This is a genomic window from Phyllobacterium myrsinacearum, from assembly GCF_014138285.1.
Lineage (GTDB): Bacteria > Pseudomonadota > Alphaproteobacteria > Rhizobiales > Rhizobiaceae > Phyllobacterium > Phyllobacterium myrsinacearum_A.
This window is the reverse complement of the sequence record NZ_JACGXN010000001.1, coordinates 59,345-83,464: the sequence shown is the minus strand read 5'-3', so window position 1 is coordinate 83,464 and position 24,120 is coordinate 59,345. Positions and strand designations below refer to the sequence as shown.

The window sequence follows — 24,120 nt, the reverse complement described above, 5'->3', positions numbered from 1 at the left end:
AACGAAGGCGGGCTTTGGTGCTCAGGCGCCCGTCAGCGGGTGCAAAAGTCATCAATCCGCCATAATGCCGTGAAAAGGCGATCCAAGTTATTCCATAATTCAGTGAAGCTTAAATATCGGCTCCGTATGGGCTGATCGGCGTTTGAACCATCACGATTACGCGATCAGTGTGAAAGTTGCTGTTTGTTAAGGGTGTTCCTGATAATTTTGGAAACCATAATCTGCGTTCTGCGTTATTAGGCGGCAGGTTGGCTGCAGAATTTCCATTTGGGTTGGGCAATACTATGAAGAAACTAGGATCATCAGGGCTTGATCGCCGCACATTCCTCACCGGAGTGGCAACTGCTGGTTTGGCTGCTATTTCATCGTCTGCATGGGCGGATGATCCGGCAATCAATGATATCCTCGCTTCTCCGCGCCGCGGCAACTGGGACGACCAGTTCGATGCGCGCTCAAGCGCCCACGCCAAAGTGGCAAGCTTCCAGCCAATTGCCAGCCCCGAGACGGTGTCTTTCATTCAGGCTGCCATCAACACCTACAGTCAGATCGTCGCCAATGGCGGCTGGCCGAATGTTCCTATCAACACCAAGCTGCAGCTGGGTGTTGTCGATCCGTCCATTCCTGCGTTGCGCAAGCGTCTGATGGTATCAGGCGATCTTTCCGAGAGCGCCGGGCTTTCGACGTCCTTTGACACCTATGTCGATGCGGCCGTGAAGCGGTTTCAGGCGCGTCATGGCCTGCCCGCCGACGGTGTCATGGGCCAGTTCACCATTGCGGCCCTGAATATCCCGGCCAATATCCGTCTTGGCCAGTTGCAGACCAACCTCGAGCGCGTACGCACGCTGGCCGCTGCCAACCAGGGCAGCCGCTATGTCATGGTCAACATTCCGGCAGCGCAGATCGAGGCCGTCGAAGGCGGCCGCGTCGTGCAGCGCCATACGGCCATTGTCGGCAAGATCGACCGCCAGACACCAATTCTCGACTCCAAGATTTCGGAAGTCATTCTCAATCCTTACTGGACGGCGCCGAAGTCGATTATCCAGAAGGACATTATCCCGCTGATGCGCAAGGATCCGACTTACCTGACGCGCAACAAGATCCGCCTGTTCAACGAACAGAAGCAGGAAGTGCCGCCGGAAAGCGTCGATTGGAACACCGACGATGCGGTCAAGCTGATGTTCCGTCAGGATCCGGGCAAGATCAACGCCATGTCGTCGACGAAGATCAACTTCGCCAATCCTTACGCGGTCTACATGCACGACACGCCGCAGCAGGGCAATTTCAACAAGCTGATGCGGTTTGATTCGTCCGGCTGCGTACGTGTGCAGAACGTGCGCGACCTGAACGTCTGGCTGCTGCGCAACACGGCGGGCTGGGATCGCCAGACCATGGATGCGACGATCAAATCCGGTGTTAACACGCCGATTGCTGTGGCCGATCCGGTTCCCCTGCATTTTGTTTATGTGAGTGCATGGTCGACGGGCGACGGTGTTGTTCAGCTGCGCGACGATATTTACGAGCGCGATGGCCAGCAGGCGCTGTCGATCGGCACGAATACCTGATCGATTGTTTTTTGATCGCTGTATTGGCAAAGACCGCCTTCGGGCGGTCTTTTTGCATTTGAATCGTGGATGGCGGTTTCGGGCTAATGGTTTTCGCCCCCCGGCCATTGGCCTTGATCGTTTAAGTATGATAATGCGCCGGAAATACCTACTCACTTAAGGCAAATGAGGGTCCAGGCACCATGTCGAATGCAAGCGCTTCCGTTGCAGATACATTTTTCAACGCATCACTCGAAGACATCGATCCGGAAATTTTTGGCTCCATCCGCAAGGAACTCGGCCGCCAGCGCCACGAGATCGAGCTGATTGCATCCGAAAACATCGTGTCGCGTGCCGTGCTTGAAGCACAGGGCTCGATCATGACCAACAAATATGCCGAGGGTTATCCGGGCAAGCGTTACTATGGCGGCTGCCAGTTTGTTGATATTGCGGAAGAATTGGCTATCGAACGGGCCAAGAAGCTTTTCGATTGCGAATATGCCAATGTGCAACCGAATTCCGGTAGCCAGATGAACCAGGCCGTATTCCTCGCGCTTCTGCAGCCGGGTGACACCTTCATGGGTCTTGACCTCAATTCCGGCGGGCATCTGACCCACGGTTCGCCGGTCAATATGTCCGGCAAGTGGTTCAACGTTGTTTCCTACGGCGTGCGCCAGGACGACAACCTGCTCGACATGGCCGAAATTGAACGTCTGGCCCATCAGCACAAGCCAAAACTGATCATCGCCGGCGGTACAGCCTATTCCCGTGTCTGGGATTTCGAGCGCTTCCGCCAGATTGCCGATGCGGTCGGTGCCTATCTCATGGTCGATATGGCGCACATCGCCGGTCTCGTGGCTGCCGGTGTGCATCCGTCGCCGCTGCCGCATGCCCATGTCACCACCACCACGACGCACAAATCGCTGCGCGGCCCGCGTGGCGGCATGATTTTGACCAACGATGCTGATATCGCCAAGAAAATCAATTCAGCCGTCTTTCCCGGCCTGCAGGGCGGACCCTTGATGCACGTTATCGCTGCCAAGGCCGTGGCATTTGGTGAAGCGCTGAAGCCGGAATTCAAGACCTACGGCCAGAACGTTGTGAACAATGCCCGTACCTTGGCTGAATCGCTGAAGAAGAACGGTCTCAACATCGTTTCCGGCGGCACCGACAACCACCTGATGCTGGTGGATCTGCGCCCCAAGAATGCAACCGGCAAGCGTGCCGAAGCTGCTCTTGGCCGCGCCAATATCACCTGCAACAAGAACGGTATCCCGTTCGACCCGGAAAAGCCGTTCGTCACGTCAGGCGTGCGCCTGGGCACACCGGCCGGCACGACACGCGGTTTCGGCGCAGCTGAGTTCACCGAGATCGGCAATCTGATTTCGGAAGTTTTGGACGGTCTCAAGGTCGCCAATTCCGACGAGGGCAATGCAGCTGTCGAGCAGGCCGTGCAGAAGAAGGTTGTCGAGCTGACCGACCGCTTCCCGCTTTACCCATACCTCGGACAGTAAGTCCGCGAGAAATACCTGAAATGGCGGTGCTTCGGCGCCGCCATTTTTGTTTGTGGCTGCAGGAAGGTGGGGTCCAAGTGTTGTGGCGTTTTCATCCCCCTCTGTCCTGTCGGACATCTCCCCCGCAAGGGGGGAGATCATATCGTCATCGACCATCTCGCGTAATTTTCAACTCTTGAAGATTAGCTGAAATGAACATGAAGGCTGATCTCCCCCCTTGCGGGGGAGATGGGCGGCAGCCCAGAGGGGGGTGAATCAATCGTTCGATCCGCTGGTCGGAAAAACACATGCGCAACGGCGGGCATGGCGATGCAAAAGCCAACCATTTCTTTGACAGATCGTTGCGGTCAGGGTGCTTTTATATCGTACCGAAAGACACTATCTTCCCTAACGATTTCAGAATCATCCGGAAAGCCAAACGATGCGTTGTCCCTATTGCCAGTCTGAGGATACTCAGGTGAAAGATTCCCGCCCAGCTGAAGATGGGGCGGTGATCCGTAGACGGCGCATCTGTACCGTGTGCGGCGGGCGCTTCACCACCTTTGAACGCGTCCAATTGCGTGATTTGAGCGTGATCAAGAAGAGTGGCCGCAAGGTCGCCTTTGATCGCGACAAGCTGATGCGCTCGGTGGAAGTTGCGTTGCGCAAGCGGCAGGTCGATCCTGAACGGGTCGAGCGCGCGGTATCGGGCATTGTCCGTCAACTGGAAAGCTCCGGTGAGCCGGAGGTCAGCTCCGATGAAATCGGCCGGCTGGTCATGGATGCGCTAAAGGGCATCGATGATATCGCCTACATCCGCTTTGCCTCGGTCTATCGCAATTTCCGCGAAGCCAAGGATTTCCACAATGTGATCGACGAAATCACCGCTGGCGATGTTGCGTGCGATCCGGTTGAGGATGATTGACCCCCATGAACTCATCGGAGCAGAATTCGCTTGACCGGCGCTACATGGCTGCGGCCATTCGTCTGTCGCGTAGCCATCAGGGACTGACAGGCACGAACCCGTCCGTGGCGACGCTGATTGTCGACAATGAGGGTGTCATTGTCGGGCGCGGCGTGACCGCTATCGGCGGACGGCCGCATGCGGAAACACAGGCTTTGGCCGAGGCAGGCGACAGGGCAAGGGGCGCCACGGCTTATGTGACGCTTGAGCCTTGCGCTCATCATGGCAAGACGCCACCCTGCGCCGATGCGCTGGTAACAGCGGGCGTCAGCCGCGTGGTTTCCGCCGCCAATGATCCGGATGACCGGGTTGCCGGCAAGGGCTATGCCATCCTGCGCAACGGTGGCATCGAGGTTGTGACTGGCGTTCTGGCTGCAGAATCTGCCGATTATCTCGCTGGTTACTTGATTCGATCTTCGAAAAAACGCCCGGAAGTGACTCTGAAACTTGCACTTTCTGCCGATGGCTACATCGGCAGGCACGGCACGGGCCAGATCGCGATCACCGGTCCCGTTGCACGGGCACAGGTGCACCTCATGCGGGCAGAGTCGGACGCTATCCTCGTGGGAATTGGGACAGCACTTGCCGATGATCCAGTCTTGACCTGCCGTTTGCCGGGGCTGGAAAACCGTTCACCGGTACGCATTGTGCTCGACAGCCAGTTGCGCCTGCCGCTCGACAGCAAGCTGGTGCAATCAGCGGGCAGCGTTCCGGTCTGGATTGCCGCCAGTGCACAGGCTGACGCGGCAAAGCGCCAGGCGCTGGTTGCAGCGGGATGCCGGATTCTGGCAACGGAGACCGATTGCGGCGCGACGGCGCTGCCGGAGCTGCTCGACGATCTCGCAGCGCAGGGCATTGCCACCCTGATGGTCGAGGGTGGCGCTTCCGTTGCATCGGCGCTTTTGCAGGATGGTCTGGTCGATCGGATTGCTCTTTTCAGAGGCCCGCTTTCAATCGGATCGGAAGGTGGTCTTGCAGTGCCCGAACTTTCTTCCCATATCGCTCGTGACTTCACATTGTCGCGTGATGATCGCTTTGGTGACGATCAGTACAGCGAATACATAAGACCCGTCTGAGGAAACAGCATGTTTACTGGAATTGTAACGGATATCGGCAAGGTCGGTCAGGTAAAGCCGCTGAATGAGGGCGTGCTTCTGCGTGTGGAAACCAATTATGATCCTCAGACGATCGAGATCGGTGCATCCATATCCTGTTCAGGCGTGTGCCTGACCGTCGTTACCTTGCCGGAAAAGGGATCGAATGCCCGATGGTTCGAGGTGGAAGCGTGGGAAGAGGCTCTGCGCCTGACCAGCATTGCCAACTGGAAGAGCGGTACGCGCATCAACCTCGAGCGTTCGCTGAAGCTGGGCGACGAGATGGGTGGTCATCTCGTTTCCGGTCACATCGATGCCATGGCTGAGCTCGTCCAGCGCGAGGAAGAAGGCGACGCCGTCCGCTTCACGCTGCGGGTGCCGGAAGACCTGGCGCGGTTTATCGCCCCGAAGGGCTCCGTTGCGCTCGATGGCACATCGCTGACTGTCAATGCGGTCAATGGCAACGAGTTCGATGTACTGTTGATCCGTCATTCGCTTGAAGTTACCACCTGGGGTGACCGTAAGGCGGGGGACAAGGTCAATATAGAGATCGATCAGATGGCGAGATACGCTGCACGGCTTGCAGAATATCCGAAATCGGCCTAGGACCACAACCAGAGGCGGAGCATCTCCGCCAACCCCATTGAGTTCTGGAGTTTTCCATGTCCAAAAAAAAGGCGCATGCGCCACATCTGTTGATCGTGGAAGCGCGATTCTACGACGATTTGTCGGATGCCCTGCTGAACGGTGCCAAGCTTGCACTCGACGAAGGCAAGGCGACCTATGATGTCGTGACTGTTCCCGGTGCGCTTGAAGTGCCTGCCGCCATTTCCTTTGCGCTGGATGCAGCGGAAAACGGTGGAACGGAATATGATGGATTCGTGGCGCTTGGCACAGTCATTCGCGGCGAAACCTATCATTTCGATATCGTTGCCAATGAATCCTGCCGTGCTTTGATGGAACTCGCTGTGGATGAAAGCATTGCCATCGGCAACGGCATTCTCACCGTCGAGAACGAAGAGCAGGCCTGGGCTCGTGCCCGCCGTGAAGACAAAGACAAGGGTGGCTTTGCAGCACGCGCTGCGCTGACTATGATTGCCCTCAAGGAAAAGCTCGGAGCCTGACCGGATGCCTTCTTCAAAAGATGGGGAAAGTCCCGCTGTAAAAACCGCCAACAAGCGCGGCGTTGCACGTCTGGCTGCGGTGCAGGCACTGTATCAGATGGATGTTGCCGGTACCGGCGTAATCGAAGTGGTTGCGGAATACGAAGAGCACCGCCTCGGCAAGGAAGTCGACGGTATGCAGTACCTGGATGCCGATCCGCAATGGTTCCGCGCCATTGTCGCCGGTGTCGTCTCTGAACAGACATCCCTCGATCCGATGATCCGTCAGGCCTTGACTGAGGACTGGCCGTTGTCGCGGCTCGATTCGACGCTGCGGGCGATCCTGCGCGCTGGTATCTGGGAACTGAAAAACCGCCCGGATGTGCCGACAGCCGTTATCGTTTCGGAATATATCGATATTGCCAAGGCCTTCTACACGGAAGAAGAGCCAAAGCTGGTGAATGCCGTTCTTGATCGTCTGGCTTTCGAGCTTCGCGGTGAAAGCAGGGGCGTAAAAAACCCGCGCAACTGAGTCCATCTTTCCTCGGTAAGACCCGTTTTTAAACGGGACTACGCAACTTGTTGGGAGTGTTTCAAACACTCTCATTGCATGAGTCTGCTTGAAATAAGCCGCCTCAGCGAAAGCCCTTGACCTTTTCGCATCCGCTTCGCTACTCCTACTGCATACGGTCGCGTTTCTGCCGGCCTGGCAGATTTTGTGTGCCGTACCGAACCTGATCCGGGGAGGGGTTATTTTTCGGGTCAAAATCTGAGGGAGTGGCATGACTATACTGTTTCTCGTCATCGCCTGCGGTCTGCTGTCTATCGTTTACGCTTACTGGGCTACCCAATCGGTGCTCGCAGCGGATCAGGGCAATGCGCGCATGCAAGAAATCGCCGGTGCTATCCGCGAAGGTGCACAGGCCTATCTCACACGTCAGTATACAACGATCGCCATTGTTGGCGTCGTTGTCTTTCTAGCAGTCTGGTACCTCTTGTCTTCCACCGCAGCGATCGGCTTCCTGATCGGTGCCGTCTTGTCGGGGCTTGCCGGTTTCATCGGCATGCACGTCTCAGTCCGCGCCAATGTGCGCACCGCGCAGGCGGCGTCCCGCAGTCTGGCTGCCGGTCTTGAGATCGCGTTCAAATCGGGCGCGATTACCGGCATGCTTGTGGCTGGTCTCGCCCTGCTTGGCGTGTCGGTCTATTATTATATCCTGACTGGACCGATGGGCCATCTGCCTGCGGACCGTGTTGTCATTGACGCTCTTGTCTCCCTCGGGTTCGGTGCGTCGCTTATTTCCATTTTTGCCCGTCTTGGCGGCGGCATCTTCACCAAGGGCGCTGACGTTGGCGGCGATCTCGTCGGCAAGGTTGAAGCCGGAATTCCCGAAGATGATCCACGCAATCCGGCAACCATTGCCGATAATGTGGGCGACAATGTCGGCGATTGTGCCGGCATGGCTGCTGATTTGTTCGAAACCTATGCGGTGACCATTGTTGCCACCATGGTTCTAAGCGCCATTTTCTTTGCCGCAACGCCTGTCTTGAGCAATATCATGCTCTATCCGCTGGCCATCTGCGGCGCCTGCATCATCACCTCGATTGCCGGTACGTTCTTCGTCAAGCTTGGCGCGAACAACTCGATCATGGGTGCGCTCTACAAAGGCCTCATCGTAACGGGGCTGCTGTCGATCGCCGGTCTTGCCCTTGCCACGTCGATGACCATTGGCTGGGGTGAGGTTGGCACTGTTGCGGGTAAATCGATCACCGGCATCAATCTCTTCTACTGTGGCCTGGTCGGGCTCGTGGTGACGGGGTTGATCGTGGTGATCACCGAGTACTACACAGGCACCGGCAAGCGTCCCGTCAATTCGATCGCCCAGGCGTCGGTTACCGGTCACGGCACCAACGTGATCCAGGGATTGGCGGTTTCGCTTGAATCGACGGCGCTTCCGGCACTGGTGATCGTCGGCGGCATCATTTCCACCTACCAGCTGGCCGGGCTCTTCGGCACTGGTATTGCCGTCACGGCCATGCTCGGCATTGCCGGCATGATCGTTGCGCTCGATGCGTTCGGTCCAGTAACTGACAATGCCGGTGGTATCGCCGAAATGGCCGGCCTTGATCCGGAAGTGCGTAAGTCAACAGACGCGCTTGATGCCGTAGGCAACACGACGAAAGCCGTGACCAAGGGCTATGCCATTGGTTCGGCCGGTCTTGGTGCACTGGTGCTGTTTGCTGCTTATTCCAACGATCTGCAGTTCTTCATCAGTGAAGCCAACAAGGATGGTTCGACGGTCTTCTCCTATTTCAAGGGAATGGGTGCCGTATCGTTCGAACTTTCCAATCCTTACGTCGTTGCCGGTCTGATTTTCGGCGGTCTCATCCCCTACCTCTTCGGTGGTATTGCGATGACGGCCGTTGGCCGCGCTGCGGGTTCCGTGGTTGAGGAGGTGCGCAGGCAGTTCCGCGAAAAGCCAGGCATCATGGCCGGTACGGAGCGTCCGGACTATGCGCGTGCCGTGGATATTCTCACCCGCGCTGCCATCAAGGAAATGGTTGTGCCTTCGCTGCTCCCGGTTCTGGCGCCGCTCGTCGTCTATTTCGGCGTGCTGCTGATTTCCGGCTCGAAAGCGTCGGCATTCGCCGCGCTCGGCGCTTCGCTGCTGGGTGTCATTATCAATGGTATTTTCGTTGCCATTTCGATGACATCGGGCGGCGGTGCCTGGGACAATGCCAAGAAATCCTTTGAAGACGGTTTTGTCGACAAGGATGGCGTTCGTCACATGAAAGGATCAGAGGCGCACAAGGCTTCCGTCACCGGTGATACGGTTGGCGATCCCTACAAGGATACAGCCGGTCCTGCGGTCAATCCGGCCATCAAGATCACCAACATCGTGGCCTTGCTGCTGCTGGCGGTGCTGGCACACGGATAAACTTTCGCTAGACCAAAGAAAAACCCGCGAAATCAGATTTCGCGGGTTTTTTGCATTTTTGGCTGATGGATTATTGACCGGGAGCAGGACCGGCTCCGGGAAGGGTGCCTGGTGCCTTGCCAACACCTGCGAGCAGCTGGCCGAGGAACGAGAGATCCTTGCCGCCTGTCGGCGTGGTGCGGGAGATGAAGTCGAATACCTTGCCGTCCTGCAATCCGTAGTTGGAAATGTTGGCGACCTTGCTCTTCTGGTCGAAATACACAGCCAGAATGCGGCGCTCGGTCACCTTCGGCTGCATGAACGCAACACTGCGATGACGCTTCTGCGAGATGTAGTAGAAAACCTCGTTGTCGAAGGTTGCCGTGGTGGACGGGCTGCCAAGCGAGAGGATGACCTGTTCGCGGCTTGAACCGACCGGAACGAACTCCAGCGCCTTCTCGTCGAGAATATAGCCTTCCGACAGGGTTTCGGATGGGTTGAGGTTGGCGGTGTTACAGCCGGCAAGCCCTACGACGAAAAACAGAGTCCCCGCGAGAAGATATTCCCGTGAACGATCGGCCTTGAAAATCCGCTGCAGCAACGACATCTCCATTTCAATTGTGGGGGCCACGTCTTTCGCTGCCCGCAGAACTTCGGTAAACCACCTTGAAGTCCGATGCAACAGCGACTCGTGTTGCAGCCTGACCCAAGTGAAAGCACATATATGATTCTCAGTTTATTCAGCCGTAAGGCCAAAGCAAATGAGGCGATTACCACCGCCCTTTACGACGCGATCGTGGCAGCGGCGCGGCAGCCATACTTCTATTCTGACATTGATGTGCCGGATTCGCCGCTGGGACGCTATGAAATGCTGTCTTTGCACGTTTTTCTTTTCATGCGCCGGATAAAGGGCAGAACACCGGCTCTGAAAATGATCGGGCAGGAGGTGACCGACGAATTCTTCCGGGATGTCGACCATTCCTTGCGCGAACTCGGTATCGGCGATTCCGGTATCCCGAAACGGATGAAAAAGCTGGCCCGCATGTTCTATGGCCGGGTAGAATCCTACGACAAGGCACTGCAGGCCAACGATTACCCCGCACTGGCTGCCGCATTGGCCCGCAATGTACGCCCGGACAGCAAGACCTGGCCACAGGCAGCGGATCTGGCCAAGTACACAGTAGAGGCTGCCCTGCTTCTGGAAACACAATCGGATGACGACTTTGCTGGCGGGCACCTGTTGTTTCCCGATGCCGGCGTTGTTGCCGAAACCCAACAAAATTGAGAAGGGGAGCAAGATGACAAGAAATCTCGATGGCGCACTGAGTTTCCCGGTCTCGGTCAAAAGACTTCCGCAGAAGGGACTGACCGTCAAGATAGAGGCGGACGAACGCGAGCGTATTGCGCTGCGTGACTTTCATGAATTACAGGATGTGAGTTCGTTCAGGGCCGAGCTGCAGATCATTCCGTGGAAAAAGGATGGCGTGCGTGTGCGCGGTGTCGTGAAAGCCCGGATTGTCCAGTCCTGTGTGGTAACATCCGATCCCGTCGATGCTGTTGTGGATGCTGAAGTGGATACGCTTTTTGTCCCGGAGAATTCCAAACTGGCCCGGCTGCCGCTCGATGAGAACGGCGAACTGATCATCAGCGCGGATGGACCTGATATACCGGAGACATTTTCCGGCGATACGTTGGATGCCGGGGCAATTGCAGAAGAGTTTTTCGAGCTTGCAATTCATCCTTATCCCCGCAAGGAGGGGGTATCGGATGCGCCTATAGAGGTTGTCTTTGGTGACGATGAAACGGCGGAAAAGCCTGTCAATCCGTTTGCCAGCCTCAAGGACTGGAAACAGAAGCCTTGATTGTGACGATTTCCTGCGGCTCACTATCGGAATGTTGCCCTGATGGGTTATAAGAGCGAAAAATAACAAAAGCAGGGATAGCGGTTTTCACAATGATTTCAGTCCATGTGCCAGCCCGCTGGCAGATTCCGGTTGTATGGCGACGGAAATTGACTATTTTCGCCGAGTCTTTGAGCCATTGATGAACCCAGCAAGCATACTCACTGAACAGGACAATCGAGAGTGATCAGAATTTCCATTGATGCCATGGGCGGTGATTTCGGTCCTGAGATCGTTATTCCCGGTCTGGCAACGGCGCTGGAGCGCCATCCTGATATCCGGTTCGTGATCTTCGGTCGTGAGGAAGAGGTAAAGCCGGTTCTCGATCGCTTCCCGACACTTGCCGGTTCGACGTTCCATCATTGTGACGTCGCGGTGCGCATGGACGAAAAACCCAGCCAGGCACTGCGCAATGGCCGCTGGAAGTCGTCGATGTGGCGTTCCATCGAAGCGGTAAAGACAGGCGAGGCGGATGTCTGCGTTTCGGCAGGCAATACCGGTGCCCTGATGGCCATGTCAAAATTCTGCCTGCGGACGATGGCCAATGTCGAACGCCCTGCCATCGCCGGCATCTGGCCGACCCTGCGCGGTGAAAGCATTGTGCTTGATATCGGTGCGACCATCGGCGCAGATGCACAGCAGCTGGTTGATTACGCCGTTATGGGCGCGGCCATGGCCCGTTCGCTGTTCGAGATCGAACGTCCGACGATCGGTCTGCTCAATGTCGGTGTCGAAGAAATCAAGGGACAGGATGATGTGAAGGATGCCGCGCGCATTTTGCGCGAGATTCCTTTGCCAAGCCTTGAATATTATGGATTTGTCGAAGGTGACGATATTGGCAAGGGTACTGTCGATGTTGTCGTCACTGAAGGGTTTACCGGAAACATCGCGCTGAAGGCCGCGGAAGGCACTGCAAAGCAGTTTGCACAGTATCTGCGTGACGCCATGAGCCGCACGCTGATGGCCAAGATCGGCTATCTCTTTGCCAAGGGCGCTTTTGATCGCCTGCGCGAGAAGATGGATCCGCGCAAGACCAATGGCGGTGTGTTTCTCGGGCTCAATGGGGTTGTCATCAAGAGTCATGGCGGGACCGATGCGTTGGGCTTCGCTTCCGCGGTCGATGTCGGCTATGATATGGCCCGCAACAAACTTTTGGACAAGATTGCCTCGGATCTGAGCCATTTCCACAAGAGCCCGGTCGGTGTCGCTTTTCAGGGCGAGGCCGAAAATGATTCAGAAGCTGAGATTGAGCCACAGGCGTAGGAAAAATAAATGATCCGGTCCGTTGTTAGAGGTGTAGGGGCGGCCAAACCGGCGCGTCTGGTGAAAAACGCCGATCTGGAAGGTATCGTCGAAACAAGCGATGAGTGGATTGTCCAGCGCACCGGCATTCGCCAGCGCTATATCGCGGGAGAGGGTGAGACAACAGCCTCTCTGGGCGAGGCAGCAGCGCGTGCAGCGCTCGACAATGCCGGTATGACGCCGGATGACATTGATCTGATTATCCTGGCAACCTCGACACCCGATAACACATTCCCGGCCTCTGCCGTCGACATTCAGGCGCGCCTCGGCATGACTCATGGCTTTGCCTTTGACATGCAGGCGGTCTGCTCCGGTTTTGTCTATGCCATCAGCACGGCCGATCTCTATATTCGCGGCGGCATGGCCAAGCGGGTTTTGGTCATCGGTTCAGAAACCTTTTCCCGTCTTCTCGACTGGAATGACCGCACGACCTGCGTCCTGTTTGGCGATGGTGCCGGCGCGGTTGTTCTCGAGGCGAATGAAGGGCGTGGTCTGACATCCGATCGCGGCATCCTGACCGCAAACCTGCGCTCCGATGGATCGCACAAGCAAAAATTGTATGTGGATGGCGGGCCGTCCAGTACCCAAACGGTCGGTCATCTGCGCATGGAAGGCCGCGAGGTTTTCAAACACGCGGTTGGAATGATCACGGATGTGATCGAAGCTTCGTTCGCCGAAGCCGGTATTACCGCCGAAGATGTAGACTGGTTTGTTCCGCATCAGGCGAACAAACGCATCATTGACGCTTCCGCCAAGAAATTGAACCTTGCCGAAGAAAAAGTTGTCATTACCGTTGACCAACACGGCAATACCTCGGCGGCTTCCGTACCTCTGGCTTTGGCGACGGCTGTTGCCGACGGGCGCATCAAGCAGGGCGATCTTGTCCTTCTAGAAGCGATGGGCGGGGGCTTTACGTGGGGTGCAGTTCTGCTACGGTGGTGATGGTCCGGTTGGGTCAGTGGTTTGTTTTATCAACTGTTTTTACCTGCTTGCCCTATCGGATTTGATCCTATAACGTCCGCTTCCACCTTGATAGTTTTGCAACAAACGAGAGCTTAGAGATCGTATGGGGGGTAAGACCATTACGCGCGCTGATCTGGCCGAAGCAGTCTATCGCAAGGTAGGGCTATCGCGCACGGAGTCAGCTTCACTCGTCGAAACAATCCTCGATGAAGTCTGTGATGCAATTGTTCGTGGCGAGACGGTTAAACTGTCGTCATTCGCCACGTTTCAGGTAAGAGACAAAAATGAACGCATTGGCCGAAACCCGAAAACGGGTGAGGAGGTGCCGATTTTGCCTCGCCGGGTGATGACGTTCAAGGCGTCCAACGTACTCAAGCAGCGCATTTTGCGCTCACACCAGGCGCGGAAGAAGAAATCGGCTTAGGATTAGCCGGTTCAGGGCATTTTAAGCGAGATTGCTGTGGGGCAATCTCGCGTTGTACTTGAAAAGCACATGATAAACCGCTGAAATGGACGTCGAATCAGATTTTCTCCTGAAAGGGTGAAAACATGGACAAGAGTCCCGACGCTTTTAGAACCATCAGTGAAGTTGCAGAAGATCTCGATCTTCCCCAACATGTTCTGCGTTTTTGGGAAACGCGTTTTACCCATATCAAGCCGATGAAGCGTGGCGGCGGGCGTCGATACTACCGTCCGCTTGATGTCGATCTGCTCAAGGGCATCCGGCATTTGCTCTATGATCAGGGTTATACGATCAAGGGCGTCCAACGGCTTTTGCGGGAAAACGGCGCACAATTCATCATCGCGCTCGGCAGTGGCGATACCGCTGCGGCTGAAGCCATCAGCCAGCAGAAACAGGCGGCCGTTCGTGAGGAGGAAGCGATTTCCGCCGAACAGGACCGCGTTGACGCTGCCGAAGAGGCTGCCGTCATGGGTGCGCCAAAATCTTCGTCTCATGGGCGGCGTCTGTTCGGATTGATCAAAGGCGATGATGACGGACCTGTGGTTGCCGATGGCAAACGCCTGTCGAAAGACAACCGCACGCTGCTTCAGGAAACGCTGTTCGATCTGCTTGAATGCAAACGGTTATTGGATCAAGTGCGATAAACTTCACAATCCCTGCAGCGCTGCAGGTGGAGAGTTCGTGGTTCGGCAAGCTCACCATGAGGCCATTGCAGCTGTAAGGTTAATCGGAGAGATTGCAGAGGTTGTTCACCTGCTTTGCAGAACTTGAATCCCTGCAATCCTCACTCTCCCTCATGGTGAGTTTCCTGAGCTTGTCGAAGGGCGAACCACGAAACCTTTATCTGCAGATGGGAGAAACAAAAAACCCAGCTTTCACGGGGAGCGAAAGCTGGGATTTGGGGTCGGCTGTGGGGTTCAGCCTAGCTGGTTGGGGGACCAGTTCAGTTAAAACGGAACCGGCTGTGAAAAGTTCCAAAAATATTTTTAAAATTTTGGAACAGGATTTAACGGGCCAGCATACCGATAACGATACCCAGGCCTGCAATCACAATCAGCGTCGATACCGAGTTCTGCGTCTGAATCCCGCCGATCTTCTGGGCCTGATGTCCGACAACACGTGCTGCACGTCGTCCGCCACTCTTGATGGCATCAAAAGCCGAGCTTTCGTCATCACCATCAAGATCATCCAGCAACTGAACGCCCTTGTCGGCCAGGGATTTCGTCAGCGCCGCGAGATCGCGCTTCAGATCCGCGATTTCCCGCTGCAAACGCTCCCGGTCTTCATCGCTACGGAATGCTTCAGCATTGTCCATATCAATCACCCTTCACTTAGCGTCTGGAAATCAACCCGATCAGCAACGCAGCGCCCGCCACGATGGCGAGGGTAGCCAGCGGATTTTCCTTGGCTGCGTCGGCAGCATAATTGACCTGCTTGGTTGCAGCCTTTTTCACATTATCAAGCTTTTCGCCGCCGATATCTGAGAAACTTGCCGTAAGCCGCGACACTTCCTTACGCAGGGCTGCGATCTGGGCTTCGACATCGTCCTGGATATCATCGGTATTTTTTGAGAATATTGCCATTCTTTATGCTCCTGTGCATGACAGGTCTATAACGGACCCGCGCCGCTTATGTTCCCTCACTGTTTGAGAGGGCAGCCGGACAGGCCAATAATATATTCGCCCGCTGGAAACTTTTCGGCTGAAGGCTTCGTTCTTGTTTGCATTCCCCACTAAGGGGGAGGCAAACGTGGAGCAATAAAATGGGTAAATTGACTGTAGGCATTTTCGCCGGCTTTTTGGCGGTTACAGCACTGAGTGGAGCGGCATTGGCCAAGGACAACCCGATGGTTGGCGGAGCGCCTATGTATGCCAACAAGAACATCATCGAGAATGCGGTCAACTCCAAGGATCACACAACGCTCGTTGCAGCGGTCAAGGCCGCCGGTCTTGTCGAAACACTTCAGGGCAAGGGACCGTTCACGGTTTTCGCACCAACCAACGAAGCATTCGCCGCATTGCCCAAGGGCACGGTCGAGACGCTGTTGAAGCCCGAGAACAAGGCAACTCTGACCAAGGTTCTCACCTGCCACGTGGTGGCCGCTGACGCCATGTCTGCGACAATCAAGAAGATGATCAAGGACGACGGCGGCTCGCACAAGGTCAAAACCGTTGGTGGCTGTGTGCTGACAGTCAGCGAGAAGGGCGGCAAGATTTCCATCAAGGATGAGAAGGGCAATGTAGCCCATGTCACGATCGGTGACGTGAAACAGTCAAATGGCGTCATTCATGTAATCGACAAGGTTCTGCTGCCAAAATAAGACGGCGGCAAACGCTGCAAGATCACATATTCTTATTATGCCCGCTACAGGTTCTCTTCCTGCAGCGGGTCTTTATTTGGTTCGATTAAAACCTACTTGGTCTCTTGCTTGAATCGCCGGTGGCTGAATCCGCCCTTGGCAAGCCGCAGGATTGAAGAGAGTTTAGTCGGATCGCAGGCGACTTTAGGAATTTGCCCGCGCACTTTCTGCAGCGTGTTGGGCGAGGCCGGTTTGGCATGGTGAGGTGTATGAAGAATTGCATCTCCCATTATTGTCACTCCCTGACGACGTTCCGCTTCCGGCCCATGCCGGAAAGCCGAATGCTGTACGCGGTATACGGACATTCCTCGATCAAGTCAGTCGATCCTTGCCTGGATCACTCGATACATGTGTCAGTCAAATCCTGCGGTTTCACGTTCAGTGCGAGGGTTTCGCCTGGTAAGCCAGCAAGAGAACCACAATAACTGCAAGCAAGAAATCAAGATCACGCATATCCGTAACCTCCTGCATTCTGCCCGAACTATATCGCGAAATCTTCCCGCTTCCAAATCACAACATGTCGATCAGCTGAATTGCAAGGATCACCAGAATGTAAAAAACGGTGAGCCGCGAAGCCCACCGTTTCAAAAAATGACGTGACTGGAGATCTCATCATCGCAGTTTGGCAATACAGTCCTTCTCCATTGCCAAACACAATTCGAATGTTTGTTGGGCCAAGGCCTGATGATCCGGGGAACGAGCCCCCGGATACGTCTTCAAATCCCGTGGGATTAGAAGTTGCGCTGGAAGCGGATCATGCCACCGAATGCATCGTCGCCACCGCCCTTGCGGCTTTCAGCGAAGGTCTTGCGGTCGCCGTCAAACTTGGTGTAGCTGACTTCCGGAGTGATAACGAAGCCAGGAACCAGTTCGTAAGCTACGTTTGCAGTTGCTGCCCATGTGCCTTCGGCTTCGTAAGCAACCTGTGCATTGACAGTTGCCTTGTCCGAAACCTTGGCGGAGAGACCACCCCAAGCTGCCCAGTCACCATCCCAGGTGCCGAACCAGTTGCGTTCGCCGCTGTCCTGCAGATCATCCCAGTTGGACTGGTAGCCACCCATGACGAATGCTGAAACCGTGTCTGTGAACTTCACGTCCAAACGCAGCTTGCCAGCGAATTCTTCTGCCTTGGAATCGTAACCGACAACACCGGAGATGCCGCCCCAAGCCTGCTCGAACTTTGCACCAGCAAGAACGTGTGGCATGTAGTCGTCAATACGATAGTCGTAGCTGAAGTAGTTAGCAGTCTGTACCTGGCCCTGTTCAGCAGCGATGATTGCCGAGAAACCGTTGCCGCCAGTGAATGTGTAGCTAACCTGGTTCGATGAGCCTGACTGATAGTTGATCACGTCATCGTTGATGACCTTGCCAGCATAACCGGTCCACGAACCGAAGATTTCATCCGAAACACCGATGCGGAAGCCGCCGAGGTCGATATAAGCCTGAGGAATCAGGCCGCCGCTCTGGTCGCCGTTTGTGTACTGGAAGCGTGTTTCAATGTACGAACGCAGTGTGCCGAGTTCGGTTTCCGAACGGGCATCAAAACGGACAGTCGCACGTGTACGCTTCCACCAGGTGCCGTATTCGCCGCCGGTGTAGACGTTGTCGCCGCCCTTGGCGTCGTAACGCAAGTAACCGCTGATCTTCAGGCAGGTTTCGGTGCCTGGGATGTAGAAGAAGCCCTTGCCGTAAGCGTCGCAAACGCGAACGTATTCGACAGCTTCTGGTTCAGCGACGACAACTGCGTCAGCAGCGCGTGCGCCAGTTACTGCAACCAGGGCTGCAGCGGAGCCGAGTAGAAGGCTCTTGATGTTCATTGTTGCTCTCCATCAGATTGGTAGTGACAATTTCGTATTCTGCGACTTTGGTCGTAGAGTCAAATGTCAAATTACAAATCTGTAATGTCGGCAACGAACGAATTTGTATTGTTGCTGATTTGCAACTAAAAGTTTACAATTGATAAATACAAAGTATAATTATGAGAAATACTACAACTTAGAAGCATATCACGTTATTGTAACAAAAATGTGATAAGTTTTTCAAATATAGTAAGATTTTTCGAATGTAACGCTCTTGTCCTCATGGTCTGGGGGATTCGCTGGCGCCCGCATTCTGGCCTGGAAATGACCGTTACGAATGTAGAACGAATTTTCCGGCAATGCATAGGGCGTTCTTTGCGAAATGTGACTTGTTCGCGTGAAAAATACACTGCGGAATGACCAGTCATCAGATGTCTGGGGTAGGCGCCGCGTGACACCCAGGCTCCTGATATCGTACCCTATTGATAGCGGAGTGAAATAAAGACGGCCACGTCCGTTCGTGGCAGCGGGTGAGACGTCAATCAGCCCGCCCGACCCTATCCTTAAGTTGATAGCAGTCGCGCCGTGCCCTTGCGGGCAGGGTGCTTGTGGCAGATTCCGGAGACAATTGATATGCTGAATAATGGTAAGCGGTTCCGGCGGGTGATCAGGCCCTGATAGATTCGGCGCACATACCGGCACGGTGCATTAACAGTCAACAGGGTAGAATAGCAGGACAAACAATCAGGCCATTCGATTGACGAGGCCCGGTAGCCTGCCTTCATCAGTGTCAGTTACCGAGCCTCTTGCTGCACTCTCGTGCAACACGACAAATGTGAGCCCTTGACCTGTAACAGTCAAATCACAGTTGCAGACTGGAAGCCCGGATTATCGATGACAGGTCAGAAGCTTAATGCGTTCCTTCCTTCGTGTGCGTCGCATGATTGCCAGCAGATCGGCGCCGCACTCTTGAATATTTAATCGCGCGCCACCGGTTTGTTGCTCCGTATGCCCGATGATGTTTTCTTTGCAGCTCTGGTGTGCCAGAAACTTAATTCTTATGCGCATGTTCCACCCCTCGTGTCTTATGACTTTTCTTGAGAGACCTAAGATATGCGATAATTCTAAATAGTTTGGAATACCTCTAATATATGTTCGCTTGAGAAAAGGCGCACATACCGGTGAATAACCACCGCCCTCGACCCATAATCGAGGCAAAGAGACGGAAACGGGGATTGAAACTTGACGTTCACCGGAGAGGATAAGACGGCGCATGTTCTTGTAATCGTGGATGTGCAGAATGCCTTCATCACGGGGAGTGAGGCGGTTCCGGATCATGTTCAGCTTCAGCGGGCTGTCGAAATACTCCTTGCCAATGCGCGCGCAGCGAAGGTTCCCGTTATCTTTCTTCAGAATGACGGGCCTGCGGGTACGGCTGACGAGCCCAACACTGATGGCTGGCAGTTGTTCTTCGCCCTGAAGCCGGGCGAGCACGTTGTGCGAAAGTCACGTGATGATGGTTTTGACGGAACCGAACTGGAGGCTCTGCTGACAGGGTACGGTCTCCGCTCGCTGGCGATCTGTGGCATGCAGTCGGAAATGTGCCTGGCGGCAACGGCACGCACAGCAATGCAGAAGGGTTTTTCCGTCATCCTGCCGCATGACGCTCACGCGACCTATGATGTGCCGGCAGGACCGGGAGGTTCCGAGCCGGTTCCGGCCAGAATGGCCGCGCGCGCTGCCGAATGGTCACTGGGAGACGAAATCATTGTGGTGGGTACAGCGGCGGATGTTTGTTTTCAAACCGCCAGTGCTGCTTAGGGATAACGCTGCTTCATGCGCTTCCTAGCGGAAAAGGCGGAGAAAGATGCTGCTTGCCAGGACCCCCGAGATACCGCCCGCTGCTTTCACCACCGCATCAAGCAATCTCGCGTGCCGCGTCGGGGCCAGCATTTGCGCGAGTTCAAATCCGAAGGCTGCACCAACCACCAAAAACAGGATCAACATCCAGCGCTTCGGGTAAGCTGCCGCAAAGACGAAGCCCAGCACCGCAAAGGCAAGAAAGCGCTCGATGTTCACCGGCAAACCGCTTTCCGGCCGCAGATTGATGGGGTCGACGGTTATGAAGAGTATGGCGGCGAACAGAAGCCATGCGATGATTTGAGCGGGTTTCATCGATTCCAGATAACGCATTCAGCGCTTGGTTCCAATCCCATACTCGGGAATTACAAGGCTCCCTCGTTTCGGCACGACAATTGAGACGGGTATTGTCGGCCAATCACCGGCGGGAGGTGAGGCCCGGCGGGGGCATCGGGGGGGTGATGATAGGCCGGGCCTCGCGTTGTCCGAAGGCGACAACGGCTGGTTGATATCATTGGAAGCTGAGCAGAGGATTATGTGAACCTGATGCGAAACTGAGGCGGTGATCACAATTTTTGCCGGGGAAACCTTGGCCTGCCTCAAGGTACGGTGCCCGCAATCAGACCGGCAATTTCATCATAAAGCCGCGTTTGACAAGATCTGCCGAGCCGGAAAACTTCACCGAACCGTCATAGGTGAGTGAAAAATCTTCCCCGAAATCCGGATGGTCGAGCATTGCGCCGTAGTGAGCGCCGCCGTCCGCATGACCGCCGTGGGCAACGATATTCCTGAACTCGTTGATCGACTGGTTTGAAAACCGGTAATGCAGCAGAACCGCTGTGATCGGCACGAAATTCCGGCTGCATGGCCCCGGGCCATGAATGCTGCCCCGTTGATAGCTGGTGGCACCGTCTACCCAGATCAGCGGGAACTTCGAAAGCCGCATATCACGGCCAAAGAACCGCTTTCGCGGGCCGCCGCGTACGGACGTGCCATAGCGCTCGAGCTTGATCGTATAGCTGTCGCCATCGAAGTGTGAGGATACGTCGAACGGCCATCTGCTGCCATCATCGATAAACGGGTCGCCGTTCAGCGGGCCGGCTGGGTATAGGTCAAGCATGGGAGCATGACACCGCTCTATGCCGGCTTTCTCCAGTTGGCGGATGAATTCCGGCAGCTGGATTTCCTCGCTGCCGGGAAAAACGAGAAACTCGTCAGCGTCAAGTGACAGATACCACCGGTTTGGCCCATAAACCTTGAAAAGCGCGTCACGCCATGCTTTTCCGCGCGCTGCTTCCGCGTAACTGATGGGGGACGTGAAAAGGTCCACATCCGGGGCGTTGCGCAATATATCGGATGTTCCATCGTTGGATTGGTCATCCAAAAAAGCGAAACGTGTGACGCCGAGCTTCCGGTAGTACCGCAGGAAGGAATGGATATAGCCAATTGCGTTTTTCACGATGCAAATGGCCAAAATGTCGTCCTTGGCGGGATGAACCGGTGGCCCCGAAACTTTGGTGATGATGGCGTTTGGCAACGCCTTGGATGCACCTGGATAAGTGTAGTGATAAAGATGCGACTTGGCCCGCCTTAGGAATGACGGTTTCTCAAGACGGAGCCAATCTGCCGGGTTGGATATGGGATACTGGATTGGCATTGGGATTCCCGGTTGGCCGCATCGGGGAATATACTGCGAACGGCATTTTCCATCCTCGCCAAGGCCCACCCGTAACGAAGTTTGGAGCACAACTAATAATTAGTCATGCAATATTCAACACGAAATTGCATCGACGGCTGCTTGGAGAGGGCATCCACTTTGCGGGTCGAACTGTCCGCTTGATATGCAATTCGCCCAGGGGGTGCTGGGCGAATTGCTGGAACGGTTACGGCCAAATATCCCGGCTGAGCATCAATCTGCCCTCGTGTGATCGGCTCTCACGTTAATGGTTCTTGATGACATTGAGGAAAATCCCGGCAATTTTGCTCAGATGGACATCGTCATCTTCGTGATATGCCTGCCGACCGGCGGATGAAATGGCATTGAAAAGTTGGTTCCCTTCGCTTTCCAGGGCAGTGATATCCGTTACGATCTTTTGAATGTCCGTGTCTGGACGAATTTTGTTTGCCAGATAGTCTGACAGAAGTTTTTGACGTCTTTTCCGGTCATCGGTGAGTGCGGCGAAAATACCCCAAACGAACCACGTCTCGCCGATTTGCATCTCCCCTTCGCTGATTTGGCTGCTCAGTTGTTCCGGCAGTTTCGCTTTTTGCGTGTCGGCGATGTTTGCGGCAAGCTCATATGCTTCACCATCCGTAATCCCGATCTTATCTGTCATTGTATAACTCCAAGCCTTTGAGATGTTCGCCAGTGAATGGAGCGAGGCCGATTGAAGTGTGCATAACGCACAGCCGATCCCCGGTCAGAGTTCTACGTCTAACGGTATGCAAACGACTGACGGTTCCTTTTGTTCCCGACATTTTGAAAGAATTATCTGGCGGGAATGCGGTCTTTTTGTCTTCGTGCATTTTTGTGCAGTTTGTTATTTTCTTGCCGATCGGCTATTGCCAAAAAAACCTCAGTATTCTAGGGGTTCGGCACCGGCGGAGCGTCGCGCACTTGACTGGGTCAAGGGTTCATCGGTCTGCTGTATGTATATGCTGATACAATGAGTTTGTCGGGAATAGACTAATATTGACGGAGCGTAGCGCAGCCCGGTAGCGCACTTGACTGGGGGTCAAGGGGTCGTCGGTTCGAATCCGGCCGCTCCGACCAATAACTACCTAGCTAAAACAAGATGTTAGAGTAGTTAATTCGTCTATTTCCAAAAAGGGCCGGTCTCGGAATGTCTGAGACCGGCCTTTTTGTATCAAAATTCGGCACAGAAACTTCCAGATGAATTCCGCAGTATCGCGTGATGTTTTGCGCGCCTCGCTCGGCTAGCCAGCATGTCGTGCCGCTGCGACGGACAAGGGGAAGCCGCGATCAACATCTGTTGACCGCGGCTTCTGCAAATCAGATACCGTCTACGACGCTCTGACGTTTTGCTAACGTCTTATAAATGCCGCCACGACAGCGCTGGCGGCACTTGAGGCGGCCACGATCAGGAAGACCAACGACGTATTGTGGTGCGTGTCCATGAACCCGCCGATGAGCGGCTCGCCGAGACCGGCGAAAAGGTAGGCGAAAAAGTTCATAACACCGATTGCCGTGCCTGCTCGTTTATGACCAACCAGATCAGGGCAGAGCGCCCAGAACGAAGACTGCGGTCCATAAACAAAGAAGCCACACAGAAAGAGCACAACCAGGCCTTTGTAAACTTCCGAGACCGGTATGGTATACATGTAAAGCGAGGTAATGGCTGCCAATGCCATATACAGAACGATGGCAAGATAACGCTTCGAGTTAAAGACACGATCCGATATCCAGCCATTGGTCGCTGCACCAATTGCCATTCCGACGGGCAATGCAACGCTGATCCACTTGGGATCAATTGCTGACGCTTGTGCCGTTGCCTTGGTCCAGTCTTCGCCCAGAAAATGCACCGGCACCCAGACGAGAAGGCCGTAGCGAGCAGCGTTCTGAAAACCGATAGCCAAACCGCCGACCAGTAATCGCCAGTTCTTCAGTACACCCTTGTAGCGCTCAAGCGATGTCTCATCGTCGGCAACTTCCCCGGTTTCGTCCCCCTCGATGGAATCGTCGTGCGGTGATGCGTAACCCAGATCTTCCGGGCGTTCGCGGGCAACGAGGTAGAACGTAATGCCGCCAACGAGAAGCAACAGCACGGGAAGACGGAAAATCCATCTCCAGTCGAGCTGCAGATAATGCACCACGATCAGCGATGTCACGTAAGAGAGCACCGAGGCCAGTCCCGCTGCGAAGACATAACAGCCAAAGACCTTGCCGCGTTCATGTCGGCCCCACCAATTGGATAGCAGACGGCTTCCGGGGGCCCAACCCATGGCCTGAAAATAGCCGTTTGCACCCCAAAGAAGGCCGAGACTGAACACGCCGCCGGCGAAACTCGTTCCCCAGTTCATGATGCAGGAGAGGATCGCCCCAGCGCTCATCACGCGGCGGCCACCGAACTTGTCGCCGAGATTGCCATTGATGGCCTGACCGACGGCATAGCTCCAGAGCATGGCCGCGCTGACCCAGCCCAATGTCTCCTTTGAAACACCGAATTCGGCCTGAATCCCGGGAATTGCGAAGCCGAACGTCTGCCTGCCCGTATAGAAGAACAGATAGCAGAACATTGCTGCCAGCAGCATTCGCCACTGTGCCCTTCGAAATCCGCTGTCGGTTGCCTGCTCCACCGCAAAATGCGGCGCATCTACTAACACCTTGCTCATTGTTACC

At 55.1% G+C, this 24,120-nt stretch carries 25 protein-coding genes and 1 tRNA gene; 17 read left to right on the top strand and 9 right to left on the bottom strand.

The features are described from left to right. Positions 1-272 precede the first annotated feature (272 nt). The 8 genes from FHW16_RS00440 (at position 273) to FHW16_RS00405 (ending at position 9,134) form a co-directional block, all read left to right on the top strand. Positions 273-1,562: a L,D-transpeptidase family protein gene (locus tag FHW16_RS00440; RefSeq protein WP_432651981.1), complete on the top strand. Its 1,290-nt coding sequence runs from the start codon at positions 273-275 to the stop codon at positions 1,560-1,562. 182 nt (positions 1,563-1,744) lie between these two features. Continuing rightward, on the top strand, positions 1,745-3,055 hold the full coding sequence (gene glyA, locus FHW16_RS00435; RefSeq protein ID WP_182547213.1) for a serine hydroxymethyltransferase: 1,311 nt from the start codon (positions 1,745-1,747) through the stop codon (positions 3,053-3,055). A gap of 421 nt (positions 3,056-3,476) precedes the next feature. Then, positions 3,477-3,959: a transcriptional regulator NrdR gene (gene nrdR, locus FHW16_RS00430; RefSeq protein WP_182547212.1), complete on the top strand. Its 483-nt coding sequence runs from the start codon at positions 3,477-3,479 to the stop codon at positions 3,957-3,959. A 5-nt stretch (positions 3,960-3,964) separates the two neighbouring features. Next, a complete protein-coding gene (ribD, locus tag FHW16_RS00425; protein WP_182547211.1) occupies positions 3,965-5,074 on the top strand; it encodes a bifunctional diaminohydroxyphosphoribosylaminopyrimidine deaminase/5-amino-6-(5-phosphoribosylamino)uracil reductase RibD in 1,110 nt (369 codons plus the stop codon). Between the two features lie 9 nt (positions 5,075-5,083). After that, the gene (locus tag FHW16_RS00420; protein ID WP_182547210.1) at positions 5,084-5,698 is read left to right on the top strand and encodes a riboflavin synthase; all 615 of its coding nucleotides are present in this window, start codon (positions 5,084-5,086) and stop codon (positions 5,696-5,698) included. A 56-nt stretch (positions 5,699-5,754) separates the two neighbouring features. Beyond that, positions 5,755-6,216: a 6,7-dimethyl-8-ribityllumazine synthase gene (gene ribH / locus FHW16_RS00415; protein WP_182547209.1), complete on the top strand. Its 462-nt coding sequence runs from the start codon at positions 5,755-5,757 to the stop codon at positions 6,214-6,216. Between the two features lie 4 nt (positions 6,217-6,220). Then, positions 6,221-6,727 (top strand): transcription antitermination factor NusB, encoded by a 507-nt coding sequence (gene nusB / locus FHW16_RS00410; RefSeq protein ID WP_182547208.1) that lies wholly within the window; start codon positions 6,221-6,223, stop codon positions 6,725-6,727. Positions 6,728-6,977: 250 nt separating this feature from the next. Continuing rightward, positions 6,978-9,134, top strand: a complete 2,157-nt coding sequence (locus FHW16_RS00405; protein WP_182547207.1) for a sodium-translocating pyrophosphatase — start codon at positions 6,978-6,980, stop codon at positions 9,132-9,134. A gap of 70 nt (positions 9,135-9,204) precedes the next feature. Here FHW16_RS00405 and FHW16_RS00400 read toward each other — a convergent pair whose 3' ends face one another. Beyond that, on the bottom strand, positions 9,205-9,714 hold the full coding sequence (locus FHW16_RS00400) for an outer membrane protein assembly factor BamE (protein ID WP_182548852.1): 510 nt from the start codon (positions 9,712-9,714) through the stop codon (positions 9,205-9,207). A gap of 123 nt (positions 9,715-9,837) precedes the next feature. Between FHW16_RS00400 and FHW16_RS00395 the strand changes: the two genes are divergently transcribed. The 6 genes from FHW16_RS00395 to FHW16_RS00370 all read left to right on the top strand — a co-directional run bounded on the left by FHW16_RS00395 (position 9,838) and on the right by FHW16_RS00370 (position 14,386). Next, the gene (locus tag FHW16_RS00395; RefSeq protein WP_182547206.1) at positions 9,838-10,398 is read left to right on the top strand and encodes a ubiquinol-cytochrome C chaperone family protein; all 561 of its coding nucleotides are present in this window, start codon (positions 9,838-9,840) and stop codon (positions 10,396-10,398) included. A 13-nt stretch (positions 10,399-10,411) separates the two neighbouring features. Further along, the gene (locus tag FHW16_RS00390; RefSeq protein ID WP_182547205.1) at positions 10,412-10,975 is read left to right on the top strand and encodes a YceD family protein; all 564 of its coding nucleotides are present in this window, start codon (positions 10,412-10,414) and stop codon (positions 10,973-10,975) included. Positions 10,976-11,197: 222 nt separating this feature from the next. After that, positions 11,198-12,277, top strand: coding sequence for a phosphate acyltransferase PlsX (plsX, locus tag FHW16_RS00385; RefSeq protein WP_182547204.1), 1,080 nt, complete (start codon positions 11,198-11,200; stop codon positions 12,275-12,277). 9 nt (positions 12,278-12,286) lie between these two features. Beyond that, entirely contained in the window at positions 12,287-13,258 is a 972-nt protein-coding gene (locus tag FHW16_RS00380) for a beta-ketoacyl-ACP synthase III (RefSeq protein ID WP_182547203.1), read from the top strand. Positions 13,259-13,382: 124 nt separating this feature from the next. Continuing rightward, complete coding sequence (locus FHW16_RS00375) at positions 13,383-13,703, top strand: integration host factor subunit alpha (protein ID WP_091883889.1); 321 nt, start codon at positions 13,383-13,385, stop codon at positions 13,701-13,703. A gap of 125 nt (positions 13,704-13,828) precedes the next feature. Continuing rightward, a complete protein-coding gene (locus tag FHW16_RS00370; RefSeq protein ID WP_182547202.1) occupies positions 13,829-14,386 on the top strand; it encodes a MerR family transcriptional regulator in 558 nt (185 codons plus the stop codon). 362 nt (positions 14,387-14,748) lie between these two features. Here FHW16_RS00370 and FHW16_RS00365 read toward each other — a convergent pair whose 3' ends face one another. Both FHW16_RS00365 and FHW16_RS00360 read right to left on the bottom strand, forming a co-directional pair. Further along, positions 14,749-15,057 (bottom strand): hypothetical protein, encoded by a 309-nt coding sequence (locus FHW16_RS00365; protein WP_182547201.1) that lies wholly within the window; start codon positions 15,055-15,057, stop codon positions 14,749-14,751. Between the two features lie 16 nt (positions 15,058-15,073). Continuing rightward, the gene (locus FHW16_RS00360; protein WP_182547200.1) at positions 15,074-15,325 is read right to left on the bottom strand and encodes a DUF883 C-terminal domain-containing protein; all 252 of its coding nucleotides are present in this window, start codon (positions 15,323-15,325) and stop codon (positions 15,074-15,076) included. A gap of 179 nt (positions 15,326-15,504) precedes the next feature. On the opposite strand from FHW16_RS00360, the gene FHW16_RS00355 reads away from it, so the two are divergent. Beyond that, the gene (locus FHW16_RS00355; protein WP_182547199.1) at positions 15,505-16,062 is read left to right on the top strand and encodes a fasciclin domain-containing protein; all 558 of its coding nucleotides are present in this window, start codon (positions 15,505-15,507) and stop codon (positions 16,060-16,062) included. 92 nt (positions 16,063-16,154) lie between these two features. On the opposite strand, the gene FHW16_RS00350 is transcribed toward FHW16_RS00355, so the two are convergent. Both FHW16_RS00350 and FHW16_RS00345 read right to left on the bottom strand, forming a co-directional pair. Beyond that, positions 16,155-16,331: a hypothetical protein gene (locus FHW16_RS00350; RefSeq protein ID WP_182547198.1), complete on the bottom strand. Its 177-nt coding sequence runs from the start codon at positions 16,329-16,331 to the stop codon at positions 16,155-16,157. 501 nt (positions 16,332-16,832) lie between these two features. Further along, positions 16,833-17,918: a porin gene (locus FHW16_RS00345; RefSeq protein WP_182547197.1), complete on the bottom strand. Its 1,086-nt coding sequence runs from the start codon at positions 17,916-17,918 to the stop codon at positions 16,833-16,835. 1,224 nt (positions 17,919-19,142) lie between these two features. On the opposite strand from FHW16_RS00345, the gene FHW16_RS00340 reads away from it, so the two are divergent. Then, entirely contained in the window at positions 19,143-19,721 is a 579-nt protein-coding gene (locus tag FHW16_RS00340; RefSeq protein ID WP_182547196.1) for an isochorismatase family protein, read from the top strand. Positions 19,722-19,745: 24 nt separating this feature from the next. On the opposite strand, the gene FHW16_RS00335 is transcribed toward FHW16_RS00340, so the two are convergent. The 3 genes from FHW16_RS00335 to FHW16_RS00325 all read right to left on the bottom strand — a co-directional run bounded on the left by FHW16_RS00335 (position 19,746) and on the right by FHW16_RS00325 (position 22,096). Continuing rightward, entirely contained in the window at positions 19,746-20,093 is a 348-nt protein-coding gene (locus FHW16_RS00335; RefSeq protein ID WP_246711591.1) for a VanZ family protein, read from the bottom strand. Positions 20,094-20,379: 286 nt separating this feature from the next. Next, complete coding sequence (locus tag FHW16_RS00330; RefSeq protein ID WP_182547195.1) at positions 20,380-21,417, bottom strand: glycosyltransferase family 2 protein; 1,038 nt, start codon at positions 21,415-21,417, stop codon at positions 20,380-20,382. 283 nt (positions 21,418-21,700) lie between these two features. Then, positions 21,701-22,096 carry a hypothetical protein gene (locus FHW16_RS00325; RefSeq protein ID WP_182547194.1) on the bottom strand — a complete coding sequence of 132 codons (396 nt, stop codon included), beginning with the start codon at positions 22,094-22,096 and terminating at the stop codon, positions 21,701-21,703. Between the two features lie 360 nt (positions 22,097-22,456). Here FHW16_RS00325 and FHW16_RS00320 point away from each other — a divergent pair. After that, positions 22,457-22,533 (top strand) — tRNA-Pro (locus tag FHW16_RS00320). Positions 22,534-22,805: 272 nt separating this feature from the next. Here FHW16_RS00320 and FHW16_RS00315 read toward each other — a convergent pair. Then, complete coding sequence (locus tag FHW16_RS00315) at positions 22,806-24,113, bottom strand: MFS transporter (RefSeq protein WP_246711590.1); 1,308 nt, start codon at positions 24,111-24,113, stop codon at positions 22,806-22,808. Between the last annotated feature and the right edge of the window lie 7 nt (positions 24,114-24,120).